The 17560-nt window shown below is 68.5% G+C and carries 16 protein-coding genes; 9 read left to right on the top strand and 7 right to left on the bottom strand.

What is annotated here, in order from left to right; all coding sequences use genetic code 11:
• Positions 1-45: 45 nt before the first annotated feature.
• Positions 46-3057, bottom strand: coding sequence for an alpha-mannosidase (locus tag ACZ50J_RS08390; protein ID WP_464300814.1), 3012 nt, complete (start codon positions 3055-3057; stop codon positions 46-48).
• A 237-nt stretch (positions 3058-3294) separates the two neighbouring features.
• On the opposite strand from ACZ50J_RS08390, the gene pyrH reads away from it, so the two are divergent.
• The 5 genes from pyrH (at position 3295) to ACZ50J_RS08415 (ending at position 7609) form a co-directional block, all read left to right on the top strand.
• On the top strand, positions 3295-4026 hold the full coding sequence (pyrH, locus tag ACZ50J_RS08395; protein WP_464300815.1) for a UMP kinase: 732 nt from the start codon (positions 3295-3297) through the stop codon (positions 4024-4026).
• A gap of 78 nt (positions 4027-4104) precedes the next feature.
• Positions 4105-4671: a ribosome recycling factor gene (gene frr / locus ACZ50J_RS08400; RefSeq protein ID WP_464300816.1), complete on the top strand. Its 567-nt coding sequence runs from the start codon at positions 4105-4107 to the stop codon at positions 4669-4671.
• A gap of 22 nt (positions 4672-4693) precedes the next feature.
• On the top strand, positions 4694-5593 hold the full coding sequence (locus ACZ50J_RS08405; protein ID WP_464300817.1) for a phosphatidate cytidylyltransferase: 900 nt from the start codon (positions 4694-4696) through the stop codon (positions 5591-5593).
• 1 nt (position 5594) lies between these two features.
• On the top strand, positions 5595-6758 hold the full coding sequence (gene rlmN, locus ACZ50J_RS08410; protein WP_464300818.1) for a dual-specificity RNA methyltransferase RlmN: 1164 nt from the start codon (positions 5595-5597) through the stop codon (positions 6756-6758).
• Positions 6759-6775: 17 nt separating this feature from the next.
• On the top strand, positions 6776-7609 hold the full coding sequence (locus ACZ50J_RS08415) for a phosphatase PAP2 family protein (protein WP_464300819.1): 834 nt from the start codon (positions 6776-6778) through the stop codon (positions 7607-7609).
• Here ACZ50J_RS08415 and ACZ50J_RS08420 read toward each other — a convergent pair.
• Together ACZ50J_RS08420 and ACZ50J_RS08425 are read right to left on the bottom strand one after the other, a co-directional pair.
• A complete protein-coding gene (locus ACZ50J_RS08420) occupies positions 7596-8603 on the bottom strand; it encodes a helix-turn-helix transcriptional regulator (protein WP_464300820.1) in 1008 nt (335 codons plus the stop codon). The two genes, ACZ50J_RS08415 and ACZ50J_RS08420, sit on opposite strands and share 14 nt — an antisense overlap.
• The gene (locus ACZ50J_RS08425; RefSeq protein WP_464300821.1) at positions 8600-9751 is read right to left on the bottom strand and encodes an LOG family protein; all 1152 of its coding nucleotides are present in this window, start codon (positions 9749-9751) and stop codon (positions 8600-8602) included. The genes ACZ50J_RS08420 and ACZ50J_RS08425 overlap by 4 nt, the downstream gene beginning before the upstream one ends.
• Positions 9752-9920: 169 nt before the next feature.
• Here ACZ50J_RS08425 and ACZ50J_RS08430 point away from each other — a divergent pair, with 169 nt between their 5' ends.
• The 3 genes from ACZ50J_RS08430 to ACZ50J_RS08440 all read left to right on the top strand — a co-directional run bounded on the left by ACZ50J_RS08430 (position 9921) and on the right by ACZ50J_RS08440 (position 12758).
• The gene (locus ACZ50J_RS08430; protein ID WP_464300822.1) at positions 9921-10391 is read left to right on the top strand and encodes a hypothetical protein; all 471 of its coding nucleotides are present in this window, start codon (positions 9921-9923) and stop codon (positions 10389-10391) included.
• A gap of 544 nt (positions 10392-10935) precedes the next feature.
• The gene (locus ACZ50J_RS08435; protein ID WP_464300823.1) at positions 10936-12096 is read left to right on the top strand and encodes an AAA family ATPase; all 1161 of its coding nucleotides are present in this window, start codon (positions 10936-10938) and stop codon (positions 12094-12096) included.
• A 29-nt stretch (positions 12097-12125) separates the two neighbouring features.
• Positions 12126-12758 carry an SIMPL domain-containing protein gene (locus tag ACZ50J_RS08440; protein ID WP_464300824.1) on the top strand — a complete coding sequence of 211 codons (633 nt, stop codon included), beginning with the start codon at positions 12126-12128 and terminating at the stop codon, positions 12756-12758.
• A gap of 1 nt (position 12759) precedes the next feature.
• Here ACZ50J_RS08440 and ACZ50J_RS08445 read toward each other — a convergent pair whose 3' ends face one another.
• The gene (locus ACZ50J_RS08445) at positions 12760-13392 is read right to left on the bottom strand and encodes a histidine phosphatase family protein (RefSeq protein ID WP_464300825.1); all 633 of its coding nucleotides are present in this window, start codon (positions 13390-13392) and stop codon (positions 12760-12762) included.
• 137 nt (positions 13393-13529) lie between these two features.
• Between ACZ50J_RS08445 and ACZ50J_RS08450 the strand changes: the two genes are divergently transcribed.
• Positions 13530-14264 carry an alpha/beta fold hydrolase gene (locus ACZ50J_RS08450; RefSeq protein ID WP_464300826.1) on the top strand — a complete coding sequence of 245 codons (735 nt, stop codon included), beginning with the start codon at positions 13530-13532 and terminating at the stop codon, positions 14262-14264.
• Here the strand turns inward: ACZ50J_RS08450 and ACZ50J_RS08455 are convergent.
• Genes ACZ50J_RS08455 through ACZ50J_RS08465 form a run of 3 tightly spaced genes read right to left on the bottom strand, consistent with a single transcriptional unit; the run spans position 14246 to position 17502 of the window.
• Positions 14246-15340, bottom strand: a complete 1095-nt coding sequence (locus ACZ50J_RS08455) for a winged helix DNA-binding domain-containing protein (RefSeq protein WP_464300827.1) — start codon at positions 15338-15340, stop codon at positions 14246-14248. The genes ACZ50J_RS08450 and ACZ50J_RS08455 overlap by 19 nt on opposite strands.
• 52 nt (positions 15341-15392) lie before the next feature.
• On the bottom strand, positions 15393-16628 hold the full coding sequence (locus tag ACZ50J_RS08460; RefSeq protein WP_464300828.1) for a saccharopine dehydrogenase family protein: 1236 nt from the start codon (positions 16626-16628) through the stop codon (positions 15393-15395).
• A 34-nt stretch (positions 16629-16662) separates the two neighbouring features.
• Complete coding sequence (locus tag ACZ50J_RS08465) at positions 16663-17502, bottom strand: hypothetical protein (RefSeq protein WP_464300829.1); 840 nt, start codon at positions 17500-17502, stop codon at positions 16663-16665.
• Positions 17503-17560 lie beyond the last annotated feature (58 nt).

A 17560-nucleotide genomic window follows, 5' to 3' on the forward strand; every position in this document is an offset into this window, starting at 1 on the left:
TCGACGATGAACGGGTGGCCGGCGCAACGCCGGCCACCCGTTCTGCTATCGCTGGAAGCGCACTGTGACAAGCTGAAAAGGCCTGAGACGTAAGGTGATCGAGTCATCGTCCACGGCGAGGCCGTCGGGCGCCATACGATCCTCGAGCAGATCCACCTGGGTGACCCCACGGACGGCGAAGCTCGGCTCCAGGGTGGCGACGGTTCGTGCACCGAGGGGTTCGTAGAGACGCACGATGACATCACCGGATCCGTCCTCCGCGAGCTTGATCGCCTCGACGACCGCGGGCCCACCGTTCACTCGCAGCAGTGGGTCGATCGGACCACCGGTGATCCGGCGCTCGGGCAGGTTGATGCGGTAGCCGGCCGACACCGCGTCCGTGACCTCGGGTGCGACGACCAGTGCGTAGTGGCGCTCGTGCCGGCCCTGGTCGGTCTGCGGGTCCGGGAAGCGCGGTGCCCGCAGCAGCGACAACCGGATCGTCGAGAACGTACCGCCCCGTGTGGCCTCGTGTCGGACGACCTCGTGCCCGTAGGTCGCCGAATTCACCACGGCCACACCGAATCCCGGCTCCGCAACGTGCACGAAACGATGCGCACACACCTCGAAGCGGGCGGCGTCCCAGCTGGTGTTGGTGTGGGTCGGCCGGCGCAGGTGACCGAACTGGGTCTCGTATGCCGCATCCGTCGCGTGCACGTCTACCGGCAGGGCGACCTTCAGGACCGTTTCCCGCTCGTGCCAGTCGACGTCGACGCTGCAGTCCACCTGCCGCGCACCGGGCCGCAGCGTCATCGTCTGTATGGCGCTGGACCCGCCGAAGTCGCGCCGCACGGTGACGACCGCGGCTCCGTCGTCCCGGACCTCGACCCGCAGCTCCGTCACCGCGTCGAGGTCGCGAACGGTGTTGCGGTAGAACTCGTCCAGGTCCCAGGCGTCCCACTTGTTCGGGAAGTCCTGATGCAGTTGCAGCAGGTTGCCCCGCTGGCCGGCCGGTATGACGTCCCGACCACTGGCCAGGTCGACCATCGAACGGACCAGGCCCTGCGCGTCCACAGCTACCCGGAGCACGTCACTGGTCAGCACCACGCCGTCGGCGCCGTGCTCCACGGCAACGGCGGCAGCTGCTGCGGGAACCGGCGCACCACCCAGCGCAGGCACGCCGCCGTCGGCGAACGGCGTTGCGTTCACTGCGGTCTCGGTGTCCTCGGACCCTGCGAGCAGGGCCAGCCGGTCCCGGACCAGCCCGTCCAGCTCGGCCTCGACGGCCGCGTAGTTCTCCGCCGCCTCCCGGTGCACCCACGCGATCGAGCTGCCCGGCAGGATGTCGTGGAACTGTTGCAGCAGAACGACTTTCCACAGTCGGGTCAGTTGCTCGGCCGGATAGTCGGCCACTCCCCGGACGGTCGCCGTCGTCGCCCACAGTTCGGCCTCCCGCAGGAGGTGCTCGCACCGCCGGTTGCCCTCCTTTGTCCGGGCCTGGCTGGTGTAGGTGCCGCGGTGCATCTCGAGGTAGAGCTCGCCCACCCAGACCGGTGCGTTCGGATAATCCGCCTCCGCCGCTGCGAAGAAGTCCGCCGGCGTCTCGATGGCGACCCGGGGCGAGCCGGCCAGATCCTCGGTACGTGCGGCGCGTTGCACCATCTCGCGGGTGGGTCCGCCGCCGCCGTCGCCGTACCCGAACGGCACGAGGGAGCGATTGGTTGCCCCCTTGTCGCGGAAATTGCTTGCGGCGTGGGCGAGTTCGCGCCCGGTCAGCTCGGCGGTGTAGGTGTCGACCGGTGGGAAGTGGGTGAAGACCCGGGTGCCGTCGATGCCCTCCCATCGGAAGGTGTGGTGCGGGAAGACGTTCTGCTGGTTCCAGCTGATCTTCTGGGTCAGGAAGTGCGTGCAGCCGGCCTGCCGGACGATCTGTGGCAGGGCGGCGGAGTAGCCGAACGAGTCCGGCAACCACACCTCGCGACAGGTGACACCGAACTTCTCGCGGAAGTAACCCTGGCCGAGGAGGAACTGCCGGGCCATCGCCTCGCCACCGACCATGTTGGTGTCGGACTCGACCCACATGCCGCCGGTCGGCACGAACCGCCCGTCGGCGACGTGCTTCCGCAGTCGCGCGAAGACCTCCGGCCGGTGCTCCTCCAGCCACTCGTACTGCTGTGCGCTGGACATCGTGTAGATCAGCTCGGGGTGCTCGTCGAGCAGGTGGGTGACGTTCGCCACCGTCCGCGCGACCTTGCGCACGGTCTCCCGCACCGGCCACAGCCACGCCGAGTCGATGTGCGCATGCCCGACGGCGCTGATCCGGTGCGCGGTGTCGGCGCTGCGCCGCGCGAGCAGCCCCGCCAGTTCGCTGCGGGCGGCGCCGGCCGTCCCGGACACATCGGCGAGATCGAGCCGGTCCAGAGCGCGTTCCATGCCCAGTTGCAGCTCCGTGCGCCAGCCATCCTCGGCCGGCAGTTCACGCATCAGTCCGTCGAGCACGTCGAGGTCGGCCGCCAGTTCCCACAGTTCCGTGTCGCGCACGCAGATCTCGGCGCGCGTGAGCCGGTAGAGCGGTTGGTCGCCGGCTGTCGCCTTGTCACCGAGATCGGTCGGCAGGAACGGATGCGGTTGCAGCAGCAACGGATTCGCAGCCGCCTCGACATACAGGTCGACATCGGTGCCGGATTCGACGGGTATCCAGCCGTTCATCGGGTTGAGCCCCTTCACCACGCTGCCGTCCGGTCGGTAGACCAGTCCCTCGGCCTGGAAACCGGGGGAGTGCGGTGACCAGCCGAGGTCGACGACGACCTCGTGCGGTCCGCGGTCGTCGGCCTCCGGCACGCTCCCCGTCAGGTGGAACCATGTGGTGCCCCAGGCAGGACCCCACGGATCACCCACGGCACCCCGCTCGTATGGCGCGCCGATCGCGTCGGCCGGAGGCACCGGCTCGCCGCGGCCGCCGCCGACGTGCCGGACCTCCACCTGCAGCGGCGCGACCCGGCGATGCACGACCGGTCGGATCCGTTCGGTCAGGACACGGGTGATGCGATCCTCGATCAGCCGGCGACGGTCGTGCACGATGCGGAACTCCCGGGTGTGGTGACGATGGTTCCTGCCAACGTAGTTCACGCCCGACAGCCCTGAGCGGGAGCGCATTCGACGACTCCCGCGGACCCACGGATGCGTGCCGACAGTGCTTCGTGTGGCAGGATCTACCGACCGCTACAAATGCCGCGCCCGGGTCCCGCACACGGTGTGCATTTGCGTGTGTCGCCCGACGAACACTGATTCCAGCATGTACCGGAGGCTGCGCCGATGACCGACCTGTCCGTCCACTCCGAAGCCCCGCAGCGGGTCCTGCTCAAGCTTTCCGGGGAAGTCTTCGGTGGCGGCAAGATCGGCCTCGACCCCGACGTCGTACGCGGTGTCGCCGAGCAGATCGCCGAGGCCGCCAACAACGGCGTGCAGATCGCGATCGTCGTCGGCGGAGGCAACTTCTTCCGCGGCGCCGAGTTGCAGCAGCGCGGCATGGACCGCACCCGCGCCGACTACATGGGCATGCTCGGCACCGTCATGAACTGCCTGGCACTGCAGGACTTCCTGGAGAAGGAAGAGGTCGACACCCGCGTGCAGACGGCGATCACCATGGGTCAGGTCGCCGAGCCCTACATCCCGCGGCGCGCCATGCGGCACCTGGAGAAGGGCCGCGTCGTCATCTTCGGCGCCGGCGCCGGTATGCCGTTCTTCTCCACCGACACCGTGAGTGCCCAGCGCGCCCTGGAGATCCGGTGCGACATGGTGCTGATCGCCAAGAACGGCGTGGACGGGGTCTACACGGCCGACCCGAAGGTCGACCCGACGGCCACCAAGCTCGACGCCGTCACCTTCTCCGAGGCGCTCGCCAAGAACCTGCGGATCGTGGACGCGGCGGCGTTCAGTCTCTGCATGGACAACGACCTGCCGATGCGCGTGTTCGGCATGCAGGGCCCGGGCAACATCACCCGCGCGCTGCAGGGTGAGAAGATCGGCACACTGGTGAGTGCCTGACGCTCACCGAGCCCCCCGCTACGCACGCATAGACTCACGCGAGACACCCCAACCCAGCGCAGAAGAAGGTCAGCAACCATGGACGGCAGCATCGACGACACCCTGCTCGAGGCCGAGGAGAAGATGGAGAAGGCGATCGAGGTCGCCAAGGAGGACTTCTCCGCCATCCGCACCGGTCGCGCCAGTGCAGCGATGTTCAACAAGCTGACGGTCGACTACTACGGCGCACCGACGCCGCTGCAGCAGCTGGCCTCCTTCCAGACGCCCGAAGCCCGCACCGTGCTCATCGCGCCGTTCGACAAGGGCGCGATGGCCGCGATCGAGAAGACGCTGCGGGACAGCGACCTGGGCGTCAACCCCAGCAACGACGGCAACGTCATCCGCATCATCCTGCCGGCGCTCACCGAGGAACGCCGTCGCGACTACATCAAGCTCGCCCGCACCAAGGGTGAGGACGCCAAGGTCTCGATCCGCAACGTGCGCCGCAAGGCCAAGGAGGACATCGACCGCGCGGTGAAGGACGGCGACATCGGCGAGGACGAGGGCGCCCGGCACGAGAAGGAGCTGGAGTCGACCACCAAGAAGCACGTGGACGTCGTCGACGAGCTGCTCAAGGGCAAGGAGGCCGAGCTCCTCGAGGTCTGAGGTCAGCTCGCAACCGTCAGAGATGTCTGAGCCCCACTCGCGACGGGCAGCCCGGCAAGCACGCACGGAACCCACTCCGGCGTCCGCTGCCCCGGCTGCCCACAACCCGACCCCGCGCGCCGGCCGCAACCTCTACGCGGCGATCGGGGTCGGTGTCCTGCTCGGGTTGATCGTGGTGCTCAGCCTGTTCGTCAAGAAGGAACTCTTCGTCGCGGTGGCGATGGCCGCGGCCGTCATCGGCTGCATCGAGATGCTCCGTGCGATGGCGCACGGGAACCTGCACCCTCCGGTGATCCCGACGCTCGCCGCGGCGGCGGCGCTGCCGCTGGTGGCCTATGTCTGGGGTGCTCCCGCGCTGGCCTTCGGCGTCGTCGTCGCCGTGCTGCTGATCGTCGTATGGCGCTCGCTCGGCAACGCCGACGGCATGCTGACCGACATCGCCGGGGGAGCACTGACGACGCTCTACGTGCCCGCCCTCGTCGGCTTCGCGATGCTGCTGCTCGCGGAGGACGACGGGCCGGGGCGCATCGTCGTGTTCATCCTGGTGACCATCTGCAGCGACATCGGCGGCTACATCGTCGGCGTCATCGCCGGCAAGCACCCGATGGCGCCCAGCGTCTCGCCGAAGAAGTCCTGGGAGGGCTTCGCCGGCTCGGTGACCGGATGCGTGCTCGCCGGCAGCCTCGGCGTCGCGCTGGTGCTCGACGGCCGCTGGTGGGTCGGCGCGTTACTGGGAGCGCTTGCCGTGGTGGCGGCCACCGTCGGTGACCTGTGCGAGTCGATGATCAAGCGCGATCTCGGCATCAAGGACATGAGCAACCTGATCCCCGGCCACGGCGGACTGATGGACCGGCTGGACTCCCTGCTGGTCGTCGTACCCGTCGCATGGGCCGTCCTGACCCCATTGGTGGCGGTGCACTGACATGACTGATCTACCCACTCCCTCGACGAAGAAGCCGGTCCCCGGACAGCTGACGTTCGCCGCACCGCGGCGCGGGAAGCCGCCGCAGCACTTGGCCGACTTCGACGAAGCCGGCCGCAAGGAAGCCGTGGAAGCGTTGGGACACAAGGGGTTCCGCGCCAAGCAGCTGTCGACCCACTACTTCGAGCACTTCGTCGACGACCCGGCGGAGATGACCGACCTGCCCGCTGCCGGCCGCGCCGAGTTGGTCGACGCGATGCTGCCCAAGCTGCTGACCTCGGTGCGCACGCTGAACGCCGACGACGGCCGCACCGTCAAGCAGGTATGGCGACTGTTCGACGGCGCGCTGGTCGAGTCCGTGCTGATGCGTTACCCGGGCCGGGTGACGATGTGCATCTCCAGCCAGGCCGGCTGCGGCATGAACTGTCCGTTCTGCGCCACCGGGCAGGAAGGCCTGACCCGCAACCTGACGACCGCCGAGATCGTCGAGCAGGTCGTCGCCGGTGCGCGGATGCTGCGTGCGGGTGCGGTCGCCGGTGGCGATGACGAGTCGCGGGAGGAGCCGCTGCGCGTCTCCAACGTCGTTTTCATGGGCATGGGCGAGGCGCTGGCCAATTACCGGCAGGCCATCAACGCCATACATCGGCTTGTCGACCCCGCACCGGCCGGTCTGGGCATGTCGGCACGCCACGTGACGATGTCGACCGTCGGGCTCGTTCCGGCCATCGACAAGTTGGCCGCCGAAGGCATCCCCGTCACTCTGGCTCTCTCGCTGCATGCACCGGACGACGAGCTGCGCAACGAGCTCGTCCCGATCAACACGCGCTGGACCGTCGACGAGGCGCTCGATGCGGCATACCGCTACTACGAGACGACCGGGCGGCGCGTGTCCATCGAATACGCGTTGATCAAGGACATGAACGACCAGGCGTGGCGGGCCGACCTGCTGGGGGAGAAGCTGCGCGCTCGCGGCAAGGGCTGGGTGCACGTCAACCCGATCCCGCTCAATCCGACTCCCGGATCCAAGTGGACCGCGTCCCGCAAGGGCGTCGAGCAGCAGTTCGTCGAGCGGCTGCGCGCCCACGGCATACCCACGACCATCCGGGACACCCGCGGGTCGGACATCGACGGTGCGTGCGGCCAGCTCGCCGCCTCGACCGCCTGACGGAGCCCGTCGAGCCGATGCCCAATCTGATGTTGAACTGGCGCCAGGCGCTGGGCGTCGGCCTGGTCCTGGTGGCGCTCTGGCCGGTGCTGCGGCGCCGGCGACCGGGTCTCGCCACCTTCTGCCGGGAGGGCGCGATCATCGCGTTCCTCTTCGCTTTCTGGCAGATCCTGCAGCAGGTGACCTCCAGTGACGGCGGCGACGCGATCGGGCGCGCGCACTGGATCGAGCGGGTGCAGTCGGCGCTGTTCTTCCCGAACGAACGCAGCGTGCAGAACCTCATCCTCGGGCACGAGACGATCGTCAAGCTGGCCAACCTGTTCTACGCGAGCATGCACTTCACCGGCATGGGGATCTTCCTGCTGTGGCTGTTCTTCCGGCACCGCGAGAGCTATCCCGCGGTGCGAACCACACTGGCGCTCAGCACCCTCGGGTGCTTCTTCGTGCAGTTCCTGGCGGTCGCCCCGCCCCGCCTGCTGCCCGGGTATGTCGACACGGCCGAGTTCTACGGCCAGTCGGTCTACAACGCCGGCTTCTCGGTCGACAACTTCGGTGCGATGCCGTCGGTGCACGTCCTGTTCGCGGCTGTCGTCGGTTGGTACTCCTGGCGGGTCAGCACCTCCCACTGGCGGTGGATCGGCCCGCTGCACTTCGTGGTGACCGTGTTCGTCGTCGTGGCGACCGCGAACCACTGGTGGCTGGACGGAGTCGTCGCGATCGCGATCCTGGTCGGAGCCGCATGGTTGCGCCGTGGGGTGCTGGCGCTGGTCGGCCGTCTACGGGCGGCGCGGACGTCGTCGCAGCCGCCGCCGAACGGCGTCGAACCCAAGGTGCCGGTTACGGCTCCTTGACCTGCCCGGTGGGATGGACCGATCCGATGATGTAGGGGATCGCGGATCGCTGCGAGATGCCCAGCTTGCGCAACACATTGCCGACGTGGACCTTGACGGTCTTCTCGGAGATGAACAACCGGGTGGCCAGCTGCCGGTTCGACAGACCGTCGACCGCGATGAGCATCGCGATCTCCAGCTCGCGGGTGGTCAGCCCGGCCGAATTGTTCTTCGGCCCGGCGTCTTCGACGCGGGCACTGCCGATCGCGTCGGCCAGCCGCCGGTGCAACCGCTCACCGGACGTCGTCGCCTCCTCGAGCAACTTCCGGGCATCGGCGTGGTCGGCGTCGTCGGGCAGCTCGATCGAGTGCAGCGCCAGGCGCAACCGTTCGAGTTCGTTGTTCAGGGTGCGCAGCATCTCGGTCTCGTCGCGAGGGCGGGTGCTGTCCAGCTCGGGGTAGAGCTCGTAGAGACCGAGGTCGTCGGCGAAGCTGCGGTCCTGGGTCATCTCCCAGACCAGCGCCCGCCCGAGCCAGTCCATCGCACGCACGGTCTCGTCGTCGAACGTGTCCGGTTCGGAGTTCTCGACGCACATCATCCCGATGACCTCCGCGGACTCGGGGTTGCGCAGCGGCACGACGAGGACGTCGTGGATCGGGCGACCGGAGCTCCAGCCCATCCGGGCACGCCGCCCGTCGTCCTGCTTGTAGCGGTAGGGCTGACCGGTCGACCGGATGTACTCGGACAGGCCGTTCGGGCCGAACTGTTGCACGTCCGCGGTCAGGAACTGTTTGTTGTCGACGCAGTAGGGGATCGACAGCGTCGTCGGCCCGATGTAGTGACCGACGTAGAAGGTGTCGACCTGGGTCAGCGCGCACATCGCCGCGCGGCACGCGGCATACCGGGTCATCATGTCGCCGCGGTCGCAGAACCGCAGCCGTCGGTCGGCCGCTCGCAGTACGGACACGGCGAACGGCGAGAAGCTGTCGGCCGAGCGTGCGTTGGCATCGGTCACAGTGCCTTGCCGCCTTCCGTCGGTCGGTGCAGATGTTCCTGTGTGGACGCTATGTCCGCAATTGTGCGACAAGCGGCCTCGGCGTCGTTCACCAGGTGTATGGCGCCGGCCATCGCGCGGTCGGCGGCGAGCGCCTGCAGGACGTCCCAGACCGGGACCTCGTGACGCCAGTGTCGTTCCCCGACGAGCACCAGAGGCGGCAGGTGGGCGCGCCCCGGATCAGCGTAATAGAGCGCGGTGGCCACCTGGAAGATCTCCTGCACGGTGCCCGCGGCGCCCGGCAACACGATGATCCCGCCGTTGCAGACGCGCAGCAGGACGTCCTCCCGCAGTGCGTTGGAGAAGAACTTCGCCATCCGGTTGCCGAACGCGTTCGGTGGCTCGTGTCCGTAGAACCACGTCGGTATGCCGACGCTGCGCGGCGCGCCGGTGTCCGACGTGACCTGATCGCGCACCTCGAACGCGACCCGTGCCCACGCGGTGATGTCCGGCCGGAACGACGGCACCCGGGCCAGGTTCGCGATGGCCGGGTCGAGCAGGACCTCGTCCGTGCACAGTGCACCGAGGTTCGCGGCCTCCATCGCACCGGGGCCACCACCGGTCGCGACCACCAACCCCATCGTCGCGAGGGTGTGTCCGAGGCGGGCAGCCTCGGCGTAGTCGGTCGAGCCGCGCTCGACCGCGTGCCCGCCCATCACACCGACCAGCGTTCTGCCATCGACGAATTCGTTCAGGGCGTCACCGATGCTGTCGTCGTGTATGGCGCGCAGCAGCGACGAGTAGACGTCCTGTTCGGAGTCCGGGTCGAGGGACCAGCGGTATGCGCGGGCGTCGGGTGTTGCGTCATACCCCCGCTCGCGCAGCCCGGCATACAGTTCGCGCGGCCGGTACAGATGCGACCGCCAGGCGTCGAAGGGGACGCCCGGGTCCGCCGGGAACACCAGTGCGCCGTGCAGTCGCAGGTGCCGATGCAGCGTGTCGCTCATCCGCCCGCCGAGGACGACGACGCCGGTGAAGTCGTCGATCCGCAGCAGGTCGCCCTCGACGTCGGTCAGGTCGAGATCCTGCAGCCGCAGGTCGCGCACCGACGAGCCTTCGGCGAGCAATCGCCGTAGTTTTGCTAGGGATTCGACCTCGGTGGTGGACACCCTGACGATTCAACCCGATGGTTTCGACCGTCGAGGTCACGATCCGATCACGGGCCGTCAGAGGGGGCAACCGGCTGCAAGGATGGGACGTCTTCCACACCGTCGGGCGCGGCTGCGTTCGACACCACTCGGGGATCGCGACTTTCGTCGCGGAAAGGAAGGAAGCCACATGAAGCGCACCACGGTCACCGTCACCATCGGAGCACTTCTCATCGCCGGATCGGCGCTCGCTGCACCCACACGGGCGGCGGCACTCGAACCCGGCCATCACGCTCCGTCGGTAACGGTTCCTGCCGTCCACCATGCGGCCTCGTTGTCCGCCCATCGGTCCGCCCAGCGGTCGACGCACCAGACGGCAGCCACCGACACGCAGCAGGTCGCCACGGCGATCCGGCACAGCAGCCTGCTCGGCGCCGTCAAGCCGAGCAATGTGTCCGTCAGTGAGGTGACGTTCACCGGTGATCACGCCTGGGCATCAGCGCTCGCGACACCCAAGAACGGCCAGACCGACCCGGCGCAGGTGCTGCTGCAGAAGTCCGGCGACAGCTGGACGGTCCGAGACCTCGGCACCGCCGGCATCGGCTGCGGCATCGCCCCGCAGACCGTCCGCAGCACGCTCGGCCTGCACGGACCCTGCTGATCAGAGGTTTCGTACCTCAATCTCTGATCAGCCTGAGCCTTTGGGCTCGACTCCTCCCGATCCGGGACAAGCGACGCTCGCAAGCTCACGTCGGTTGTCCCGGATCGATCGTCATCTCACCGTGTGTCACGCCACCGGGGTTTCGTCGTCTTCGCGGCCGTCCGCTCGTCGTGCAGTTGAGTTGTCGTGGGCTGGCACCACCGCCGGCTTGTCGGTCGGTCCGGTGATCGTCGCGCGTTGGTTCGGTCCTGCAGATGGTGCGATGGTCGTCCGCACTATCTGCAGGCCGGCGGCGAGAGAGGTCTCGCCAGCGAGATAAGGACCAGCAAGAGGTGCGCCATACCGCACGTTCTGCTGGTCGCAATTGCGGAATGTGTGTCGGGGGCGCCTCGGTCCTGCCGATCGTGCCGTGGTCGTCCGCACCATCTGCGGGTCCCCGACAAAGCAGAGGTGGCCGAGGAGCCGGGGGAGCGCAGCGGAGGAGGCGTCTCGAGGTCCCGTTGGTCCGTCCGTGACTGTCACCGGCACGAACTAGTTTCACTGCATGATCACCACCCTGGCCGTGAGCGGCTACCGGTCGTTGCGCGACGTCGTGGTGCCACTCAGCCCACTGACCGCGGTCACCGGCGGCAACGGCAGCGGCAAGTCGTCGCTCTACCGCGCACTGCGGCTGCTCGCCCAGTGCGGCGAGGGGCAGGTCGTCGGTTCGCTGGCCAGGGAAGGCGGTCTGCAGTCGGCACTGTGGGCGGGGCCGGAGTCGCTTGCCGGTGCACGTCGTGGCGCGCCCGTCGAGGGCACCGTCCGCAAGGGTCCGATCAGCCTCCAAATGGGTTACGCCAGTGACGATTTCGGTTATCTCGTCGATCTCGGCCTACCTCAGCCGACCGGCCTGCCCACCGCCTTCCAACGGGACCCGCAGCTCAAGCGCGAGCTGATCTTCAGCGGCCCGGTCATGCGGCCCGCGACGGTCACCGTGCGTCGACGGCGCGGCTCGGTGCAGGTGCGCGACGGGCGTCGTTGGTCGGACGTCACCGACGGGCTGGCGCCATACCGGAGCGTGCTGGGGGAGTATGCCGACCGGCACGTCGCACCGGAGGTCTTCGCGGTGCGTTCGGCGATCCGTGCCTGGCGGTTCTACGACGGCTTCCGCGTCGACGCGGAAGCGCCCGCGCGTCGGCCGCAGGTCGGCACCCGTGCACCCGTCCTGTCCGGGGACGGATCGGACCTTGCGGCCGCGGTGCAGACGATCCTGGAGAGCGGTTTCGGCGACCTGGAGCGCACCATCGCCGACGCGTTCGACGGAGCCGTCCCGCAGGTGCTGATCGCCGATGGCATGTTCGACGTCGCAATCGCCCAGCCAGGCATGCTGCGCCCGTTGCGAGCGGCGGAGCTGTCCGACGGCACGCTGCGCTACCTGCTGCTGGCGACCGCCCTGCTCACGGTCGAGCCACCGCCGTTGATGGTGCTGAACGAGCCGGAGACCTCCCTGCACCCGTCCTTGATCCCGCCGCTGGCCCGGCTGATCCGGCAGGCGGCACAGCGGTCGCAGCTCGTCGTCGTGTCGCACTCGCGCCCACTGCTCGAGGCACTGCGTGGCGACGACGACCTGCTCGGCGAGGTGGTGCTCGCCAAGGACCTGGGCGAGACGGTGGTCGAGGGGCAGGGTCTGTTGACGAGGCCGTCGTGGGAGTGGGGTTCGCGCTGAGGTGCCCTCGGTGATGCAGACTGGCAGACATGGCTGACGAACAGACCGGAGTCACGGTGACCGGAGTCGGAACCGTGCGTGTGCCGACGACCGAGGCAACGGTGCGACTGCTGCTGCAGAGCCGACAACCGCAGCCCGGCGAGGCGCTGCGCGCAGCGGGCGCCGCCGTCACCACGGCTTTCGAGGTCCTGCGGACGATCGGCATACCGGAGACCGACGTGCGCACCGAATCGGTCACGGTGTCGCCGAACAAGATCTGGTCCGAGGACACCGAACACATCCAGGGGTATGACGCACAGCAGGCCGTCCGGGTGCGCGTCGCCGACCTGACGTTGCTCGACCGGTTGCTGGGGGATTTGGTCGACGCATGCGGCACCGCCCTGCAGGTCGACGATGTCTCGTTGTCCGGCGAAGCCACCGAGAGCGCCCTCGCCGAGGCCCGCCAGGAGGCCGTGGAGCACGCCCATGCCAAGGCGACCGACTTCGCGCGGCTGACCGGCCGGGCACTCGGCAGCGCGGAATCCATCGTCGAGCTCGGCGGTGTGTTCCGGCCACCGCCGCCGCGTGGTCGGGCCATGCTGGCCGGTGTGGCGCCGATGCCGGTCGCACAGGGAGAGGACACCTCGACGGTGACCGTCCAAATCCATTGGAGCTTCAAGTAATTCAGCTCGTCTCGGAAGCCCTGTCGGTGTCAGGATCGGCGCCGAGCCAGCGGACGCAGCGCCATACGGTGCCGGCGGAGTCGCGCGTCAGCTCGATCACACCGGTGTTCGGGATCGGACGCGAAGCGACGAAGCGCCGGTCGAGGTTCACGCATCGGCTGCCCGTCCAGGTCCGGAGCGCTGCCCCGTGGCTGACGACCGCGATGGTCCCGTCCGCGTCGTCGGTGGCCCGGGCGATCGCGTCGTCGAACCGGTCGAGGAATTCGACACCGTCCGGCCCGCCCGGGACCCGGCTGGTCCGGCGTCCGTCGACCCAGTCGAGCATGACCGAGTGGTACGTGTCCCGGGCGACGTCGTCATTGCGTGACTCGAGGTCGCCGGCTTCGATCTCGGCCAGCCCGGGAAGGACCGCTGAGCTCAGCCCGTCGCGGTCCAGGAACGGCTGAATCGTCTGCCCGGTGCGCAGCAGGGGCGATCGGAACACGGCCGTGATCCCCTCAGGTGCAAGACGTTCGGCCAACTCTTCGGCCTGCCGGCGCCCGATCTCTGTCAGGGCCGGGCCGGGTATGGCGGTCTCCAACCGGCGATCCACGTTGGTCGGTACTTCGGCGTGACGGATCAGCAGCAGGCGCACGACGCCACGCTATCGGGCTGTCGGGCGGTGAGATGTGCGGAGTTGTGGTTCCGGCGCCCGCAGAACCGCAACTACGCACCGCTCGGCGATGTGCGGCACGCGGGGGACTTCGCCGTTGGCGTGGGAAGCTGAGTTGCATGAGACAGCACCGGATCTCAGCTCGCGACGGCGTCACCCTGCATGCCGCCTCCACCGGGCGCGGTCGGCACATCGTCGTGCTGTCGGGCGGGCCCGGATGTGTGCACTACCTGGCCGAGGAACGATTGGCACCGCGTGGCTTCACCGTCTGGTATCCCGATCCGCGCGGGGTCGGACACTCCGGTGGCGGAGGTCATGACATGGCGACCGCGATCGCCGATCTCGAGGACATCCGCGAATCGCTGGGGATCGACAGCTGGCTCGTACTAGGTCACTCGTGGGGTTCCGACCTCGCAGTCCGTTACGCCCTCGTGCACCCGGAACGAGTCATCGGGATCGTCGGCGTTGCCGGTCGGGGTGTGCAATACGACCGCTACTGGTCAGCGGCCTACGAACGGCTGCAGCACACCGAGGACGTCTTCGAGATCGACTTCGTGCCAGAGGTGCACGAGACGCTCAAGGCATCGTTCCGCGAGTGGGTCCATGAGGCGAGTCTCTTTCGAACGCTGGCTGACTCGCCCGTGCCCATGCACTTCATCGCTGCGGCCGATGACATTCGGCCGAACTGGCCATTACGGCAGCTCGCCGAACTCGTCCCGGCTGCGAACTTCAGTCAGATTCCCGGGGCGGTGCACAACTTCTGGAGCACCGCCCCGGACGTCTGGGTCGAGACGGTGACCCGGGCCTGTGCCGAGCTCGCCGGGACTTCCGTCGATCAGGGCGCGAAGGGGTAGCGCCGGGTCAGACCGGGTAGTGCCTGCCGAGCACGGCTGGACAACTCACCGTCGAGGGCTGAAACGTCCACGCCCACATCGCCTTTGGTCGGCTTGCGACGCCAGGTGGCCACTGCCGCCCCGCCGTCCACCAACACAGCCTTGAACATGCCGTTGCCGCCGGGCACCACCTGTTGCAGGTGCTCCTTGGCCAGTGTCGGTGTCCGGTCGGCATACCCGAGCAGGATCTCGTCGAAGGCAGGCGTCAGTAGCGGCCGGAGCGTCGCCGACTGATGCTCCTCCCAGGACGCGATCACCTCCGGCGCGACGAAATACGAGGTGTCGTCGACGACCAGCTCGACGAGATCCGCGCGGACCTCGTCCCACACCGGGGCGAGATCGCGCTGGAGCAGGCCGCTCCACCATCGGAAGTCCGCGATCGTTGCCGGACCGTGTGACCGGAAGTAGCGACGTGCCCAATCCGCAACGTTTGCAGCACGATCCACGGCCTTTGAGGCACGAATCCATTCGCCGAAGAGGACGAACTTCTGCTGGGTTCCGGCCATCGGGCCGAGTACGAGTTGGCCCTGTAGGCACAGCGTCGAGAGCAGGTGTGCGCCCCGCTGGCCGTCGACGTCGATGCCACTGTTGCGCCATACCTCGAAGAGACCGGCGCGGTGCAGTCCGTTGCCGCGCAGGTGCGGCTCGGCGGCCGCCAGTGCCTGATCCACGTCACGGTGCGTGATCTCGAGTTCTTCGTGGCGGCGCCGGACTGAACGCAGGGTCGGCTCGCCGTTCAGGGCCAGCATCCAGCGCAGGTCCTCCGCAGCTACCAGGTGCAACGTGCCGCGCATCGGCCAGGAGCGCACGATGTCACCCGCGTTCAGTGCGGCCTCGACGTCGCTGGCCGCGCAGCCGGCCCGCAGCGCCACCGCGGACCGGCCGGAGCGGAAATCCTGTGCCTGCAGGCACGTCATGTACCGCACAGTCTCCGCCGGACCGTATGTCGTTGCGGGGGAGAGGCGTTGGGCGATCAGCCGCATCCGGCCGACATACCGACGCGCTCGAGGAGTTCGGACGACGATGCGCTCGCTCATGCCTGAACGGTATGCCGTTCCGCGGACAGAACCGGTCCGCAACGCTGCCCGGTCAGACCGAGGCTGCCTCGATCCGGAAGTCCTGCGCTCGCAGCCGCTCGACGAGGACGTTGCCCAGCGCAGTGGCCGGCGTGAGCACGCCACCGTTCAGGCCTTCGGGGAGCGGGCACTCGTCACGCGACACGGCGAGACTGAGCGCGCTCTCGCCGAGCATCACCGCTGTCGCCTTGTAGCCCGGATCTCCTTGTGCCGCAACGACACTCTGGTATGACGCGCCCGTCGTCGTGGTGGTCCGCAGGGTCGCGGTGAAGTATCCGGAGTTGCGGGCCTTCTCGTCCGGACCTTCACCGGGGGACGGCAGTGCTCGGTTGACCACGGGCCGCAGGAACGGCGCGGACAGGGCGGCGAAACCGAGGCCGAGACCACCGGCGACACCGTATGCCGCCAGCCGGCCCTGCCAACCGCGGCCGGTCCGCTGGACCTCGCGATAGCGGAACGACGTGCCGTAGCCGTGCCCCGTCAGGGCGTTGCTGCGTCGCACGATGCGGGTGTTGTACGTCGCCATCACGAAGGGCCCGGTCCACGCGCCGATATCGTCCGCGTACCGCACCGCCGCGCTGTCGCGCCATTCCCCGCTCGGCTCGGTGCTGCGGTCGGGCGTCAACGCGAACTTGTCCGTGGCGACCTTGCGCTTGCTCTTGTCCGAGCGGATCTCGTCGAGCTGCGTCATGGCCGAGGCGATGGTGCCGCCGCTGAAACCGCCCTTCATCGCCATGTAGAGCGTCGTGTCCCCGAGGTCTCCCGCACCGTCGGCATGGACCTTCTCGGACAGCACGAAAGCGCCGAGATCCGATGGCACCGAATCGAATCCGCACGAGTGCACGATGCGGGCACCGGTGCTGTTCGCGAGCTCCTGGAAACGATCGATCGAGTTCCGTACGAAGAGCACCTCACCGGTCAGATCGACGTAGTCGGTTCCCGCGGTGGCACACGCCTCGACCAGGGGCAGGCCGTACTTCGCGTACGGGCCGACGGTGCTGATGATCACGCGCGCGCTCTCCGCGAGTGCTTGCAGGGACGCCTTGTCCGACGAGTCCGCGATGACCAGCGACCAGTCGGCGGCGGCACCGGGCAGCTCGGCGCGGATCGCCTCCAATTTCGCGCGGGTACGCCCGGCCAACGCGACGCTCACGCCGTCAGGAGTATGGCGGGCGAGGTACTCGGCGGTCAGCTTGCCGACGAAGCCGGTCGCGCCGAAGAGGACGATGTCGTGCTCACGGTTACCCATGGGTACGACTGTAGAGCCATGCTCGTCGGCGAGGTCACGCGAGCGGCAGTCCGCTCTCGCCGATCCGCGTGGCCCGGTCGTGCAGCTCGATCAGCTGTGCCTCGAGGGGGCCGGGTGCGGGACCGAAGCTGCCCGCCGGCCGGCAGGTGGCGTAACCCGTTGTCGCGGCCTGGTATTCGCTGAGCCACCGGGCTGCAGCGGCGCTCTCGTCCGCTGACCTCGGAGGCCAGCTGTGCTTGGGCGCCCGCAGTCCGCAGCGCCACGGTTTCGGGCTCAGCCGGGCGCGGCAGGTGTTGTACTTCCGGCACAGGTGCACATAGATCCGGTCGGTGCCGAGCTGCTCGAACAGGGCCACCGCCTCCGGCGACCTCGGCTCGAGTCGCGCCCCGGTCACGATGACCCGGAAGCCACCGAACGTCTCATAGGCCCGGACGCCGAGAGTCGGATGAGCCGCCGCGAAATCCTGGATGACGCGCAACGCCTGCGCCTTCGGACCGTCGTCCGCCGTGGCGCCCTTCCGGCGACCGAACAGCTTCCGGAACGAGCTGGGGACCGCGCCGACCCGTGCGACATCCACGTCGGCGATCAGCAGTCGGTCGGTGCCGAGGACGTCCGCGCCATACCGATTCCGCGATACGACGGCAGCCAGGTCGCCATCGGCGTCGACGACCTCGTGGAGAGTCTCCTCGCGCGGTGGCGCCCACCCGTAGGACCCGCGCTTGTCGCGCGGGAGTCCGGCACGAATTGCCTTGAGACTGTGGGCAAGTCGTTCGTGGGCGACGTTCAGCGCGTCGTCCGCGGACTGGGTCGACCAGCCCCATGCGCTGACCAGACCGGCCTGGGCACTGCGCCAGTAGGTGGGTAGTCGCTCCATGGTGGTGCAGCCTATGACGCCATACGCACACAATTGCCGAGTGACGGCTTCTTCGGCG

It is taken from the genome of Flexivirga sp. G2, assembly GCF_055397625.1.

Bases quoted from the DNA above. Each gene is read 5' to 3' on its own strand.
- ACZ50J_RS08455 (WP_464300827.1), bottom strand. From the start codon at position 15,340: ATGAGCGAGCGCATCGTCGTCCGAACTCCTCGAGCGCGTCGGTATGTC.
- pyrH (WP_464300815.1), top strand. From the start codon at position 3,295: ATGACCGACCTGTCCGTCCACTCCGAAGCCCCGCAGCGGGTCCTGCTC.
- rlmN (WP_464300818.1), top strand. From the start codon at position 5,595: ATGACTGATCTACCCACTCCCTCGACGAAGAAGCCGGTCCCCGGACAG.
- ACZ50J_RS08460 (WP_464300828.1), bottom strand. From the start codon at position 16,628: ATGGGTAACCGTGAGCACGACATCGTCCTCTTCGGCGCGACCGGCTTC.
- ACZ50J_RS08405 (WP_464300817.1), top strand. From the start codon at position 4,694: ATGTCTGAGCCCCACTCGCGACGGGCAGCCCGGCAAGCACGCACGGAA.
- ACZ50J_RS08415 (WP_464300819.1), top strand. From the start codon at position 6,776: ATGCCCAATCTGATGTTGAACTGGCGCCAGGCGCTGGGCGTCGGCCTG.
- ACZ50J_RS08450 (WP_464300826.1), top strand. From the start codon at position 13,530: ATGAGACAGCACCGGATCTCAGCTCGCGACGGCGTCACCCTGCATGCC.
- ACZ50J_RS08430 (WP_464300822.1), top strand. From the start codon at position 9,921: ATGAAGCGCACCACGGTCACCGTCACCATCGGAGCACTTCTCATCGCC.
- ACZ50J_RS08435 (WP_464300823.1), top strand. From the start codon at position 10,936: ATGATCACCACCCTGGCCGTGAGCGGCTACCGGTCGTTGCGCGACGTC.
- ACZ50J_RS08440 (WP_464300824.1), top strand. From the start codon at position 12,126: ATGGCTGACGAACAGACCGGAGTCACGGTGACCGGAGTCGGAACCGTG.
- ACZ50J_RS08465 (WP_464300829.1), bottom strand. From the start codon at position 17,502: ATGGAGCGACTACCCACCTACTGGCGCAGTGCCCAGGCCGGTCTGGTC.
- frr (WP_464300816.1), top strand. From the start codon at position 4,105: ATGGACGGCAGCATCGACGACACCCTGCTCGAGGCCGAGGAGAAGATG.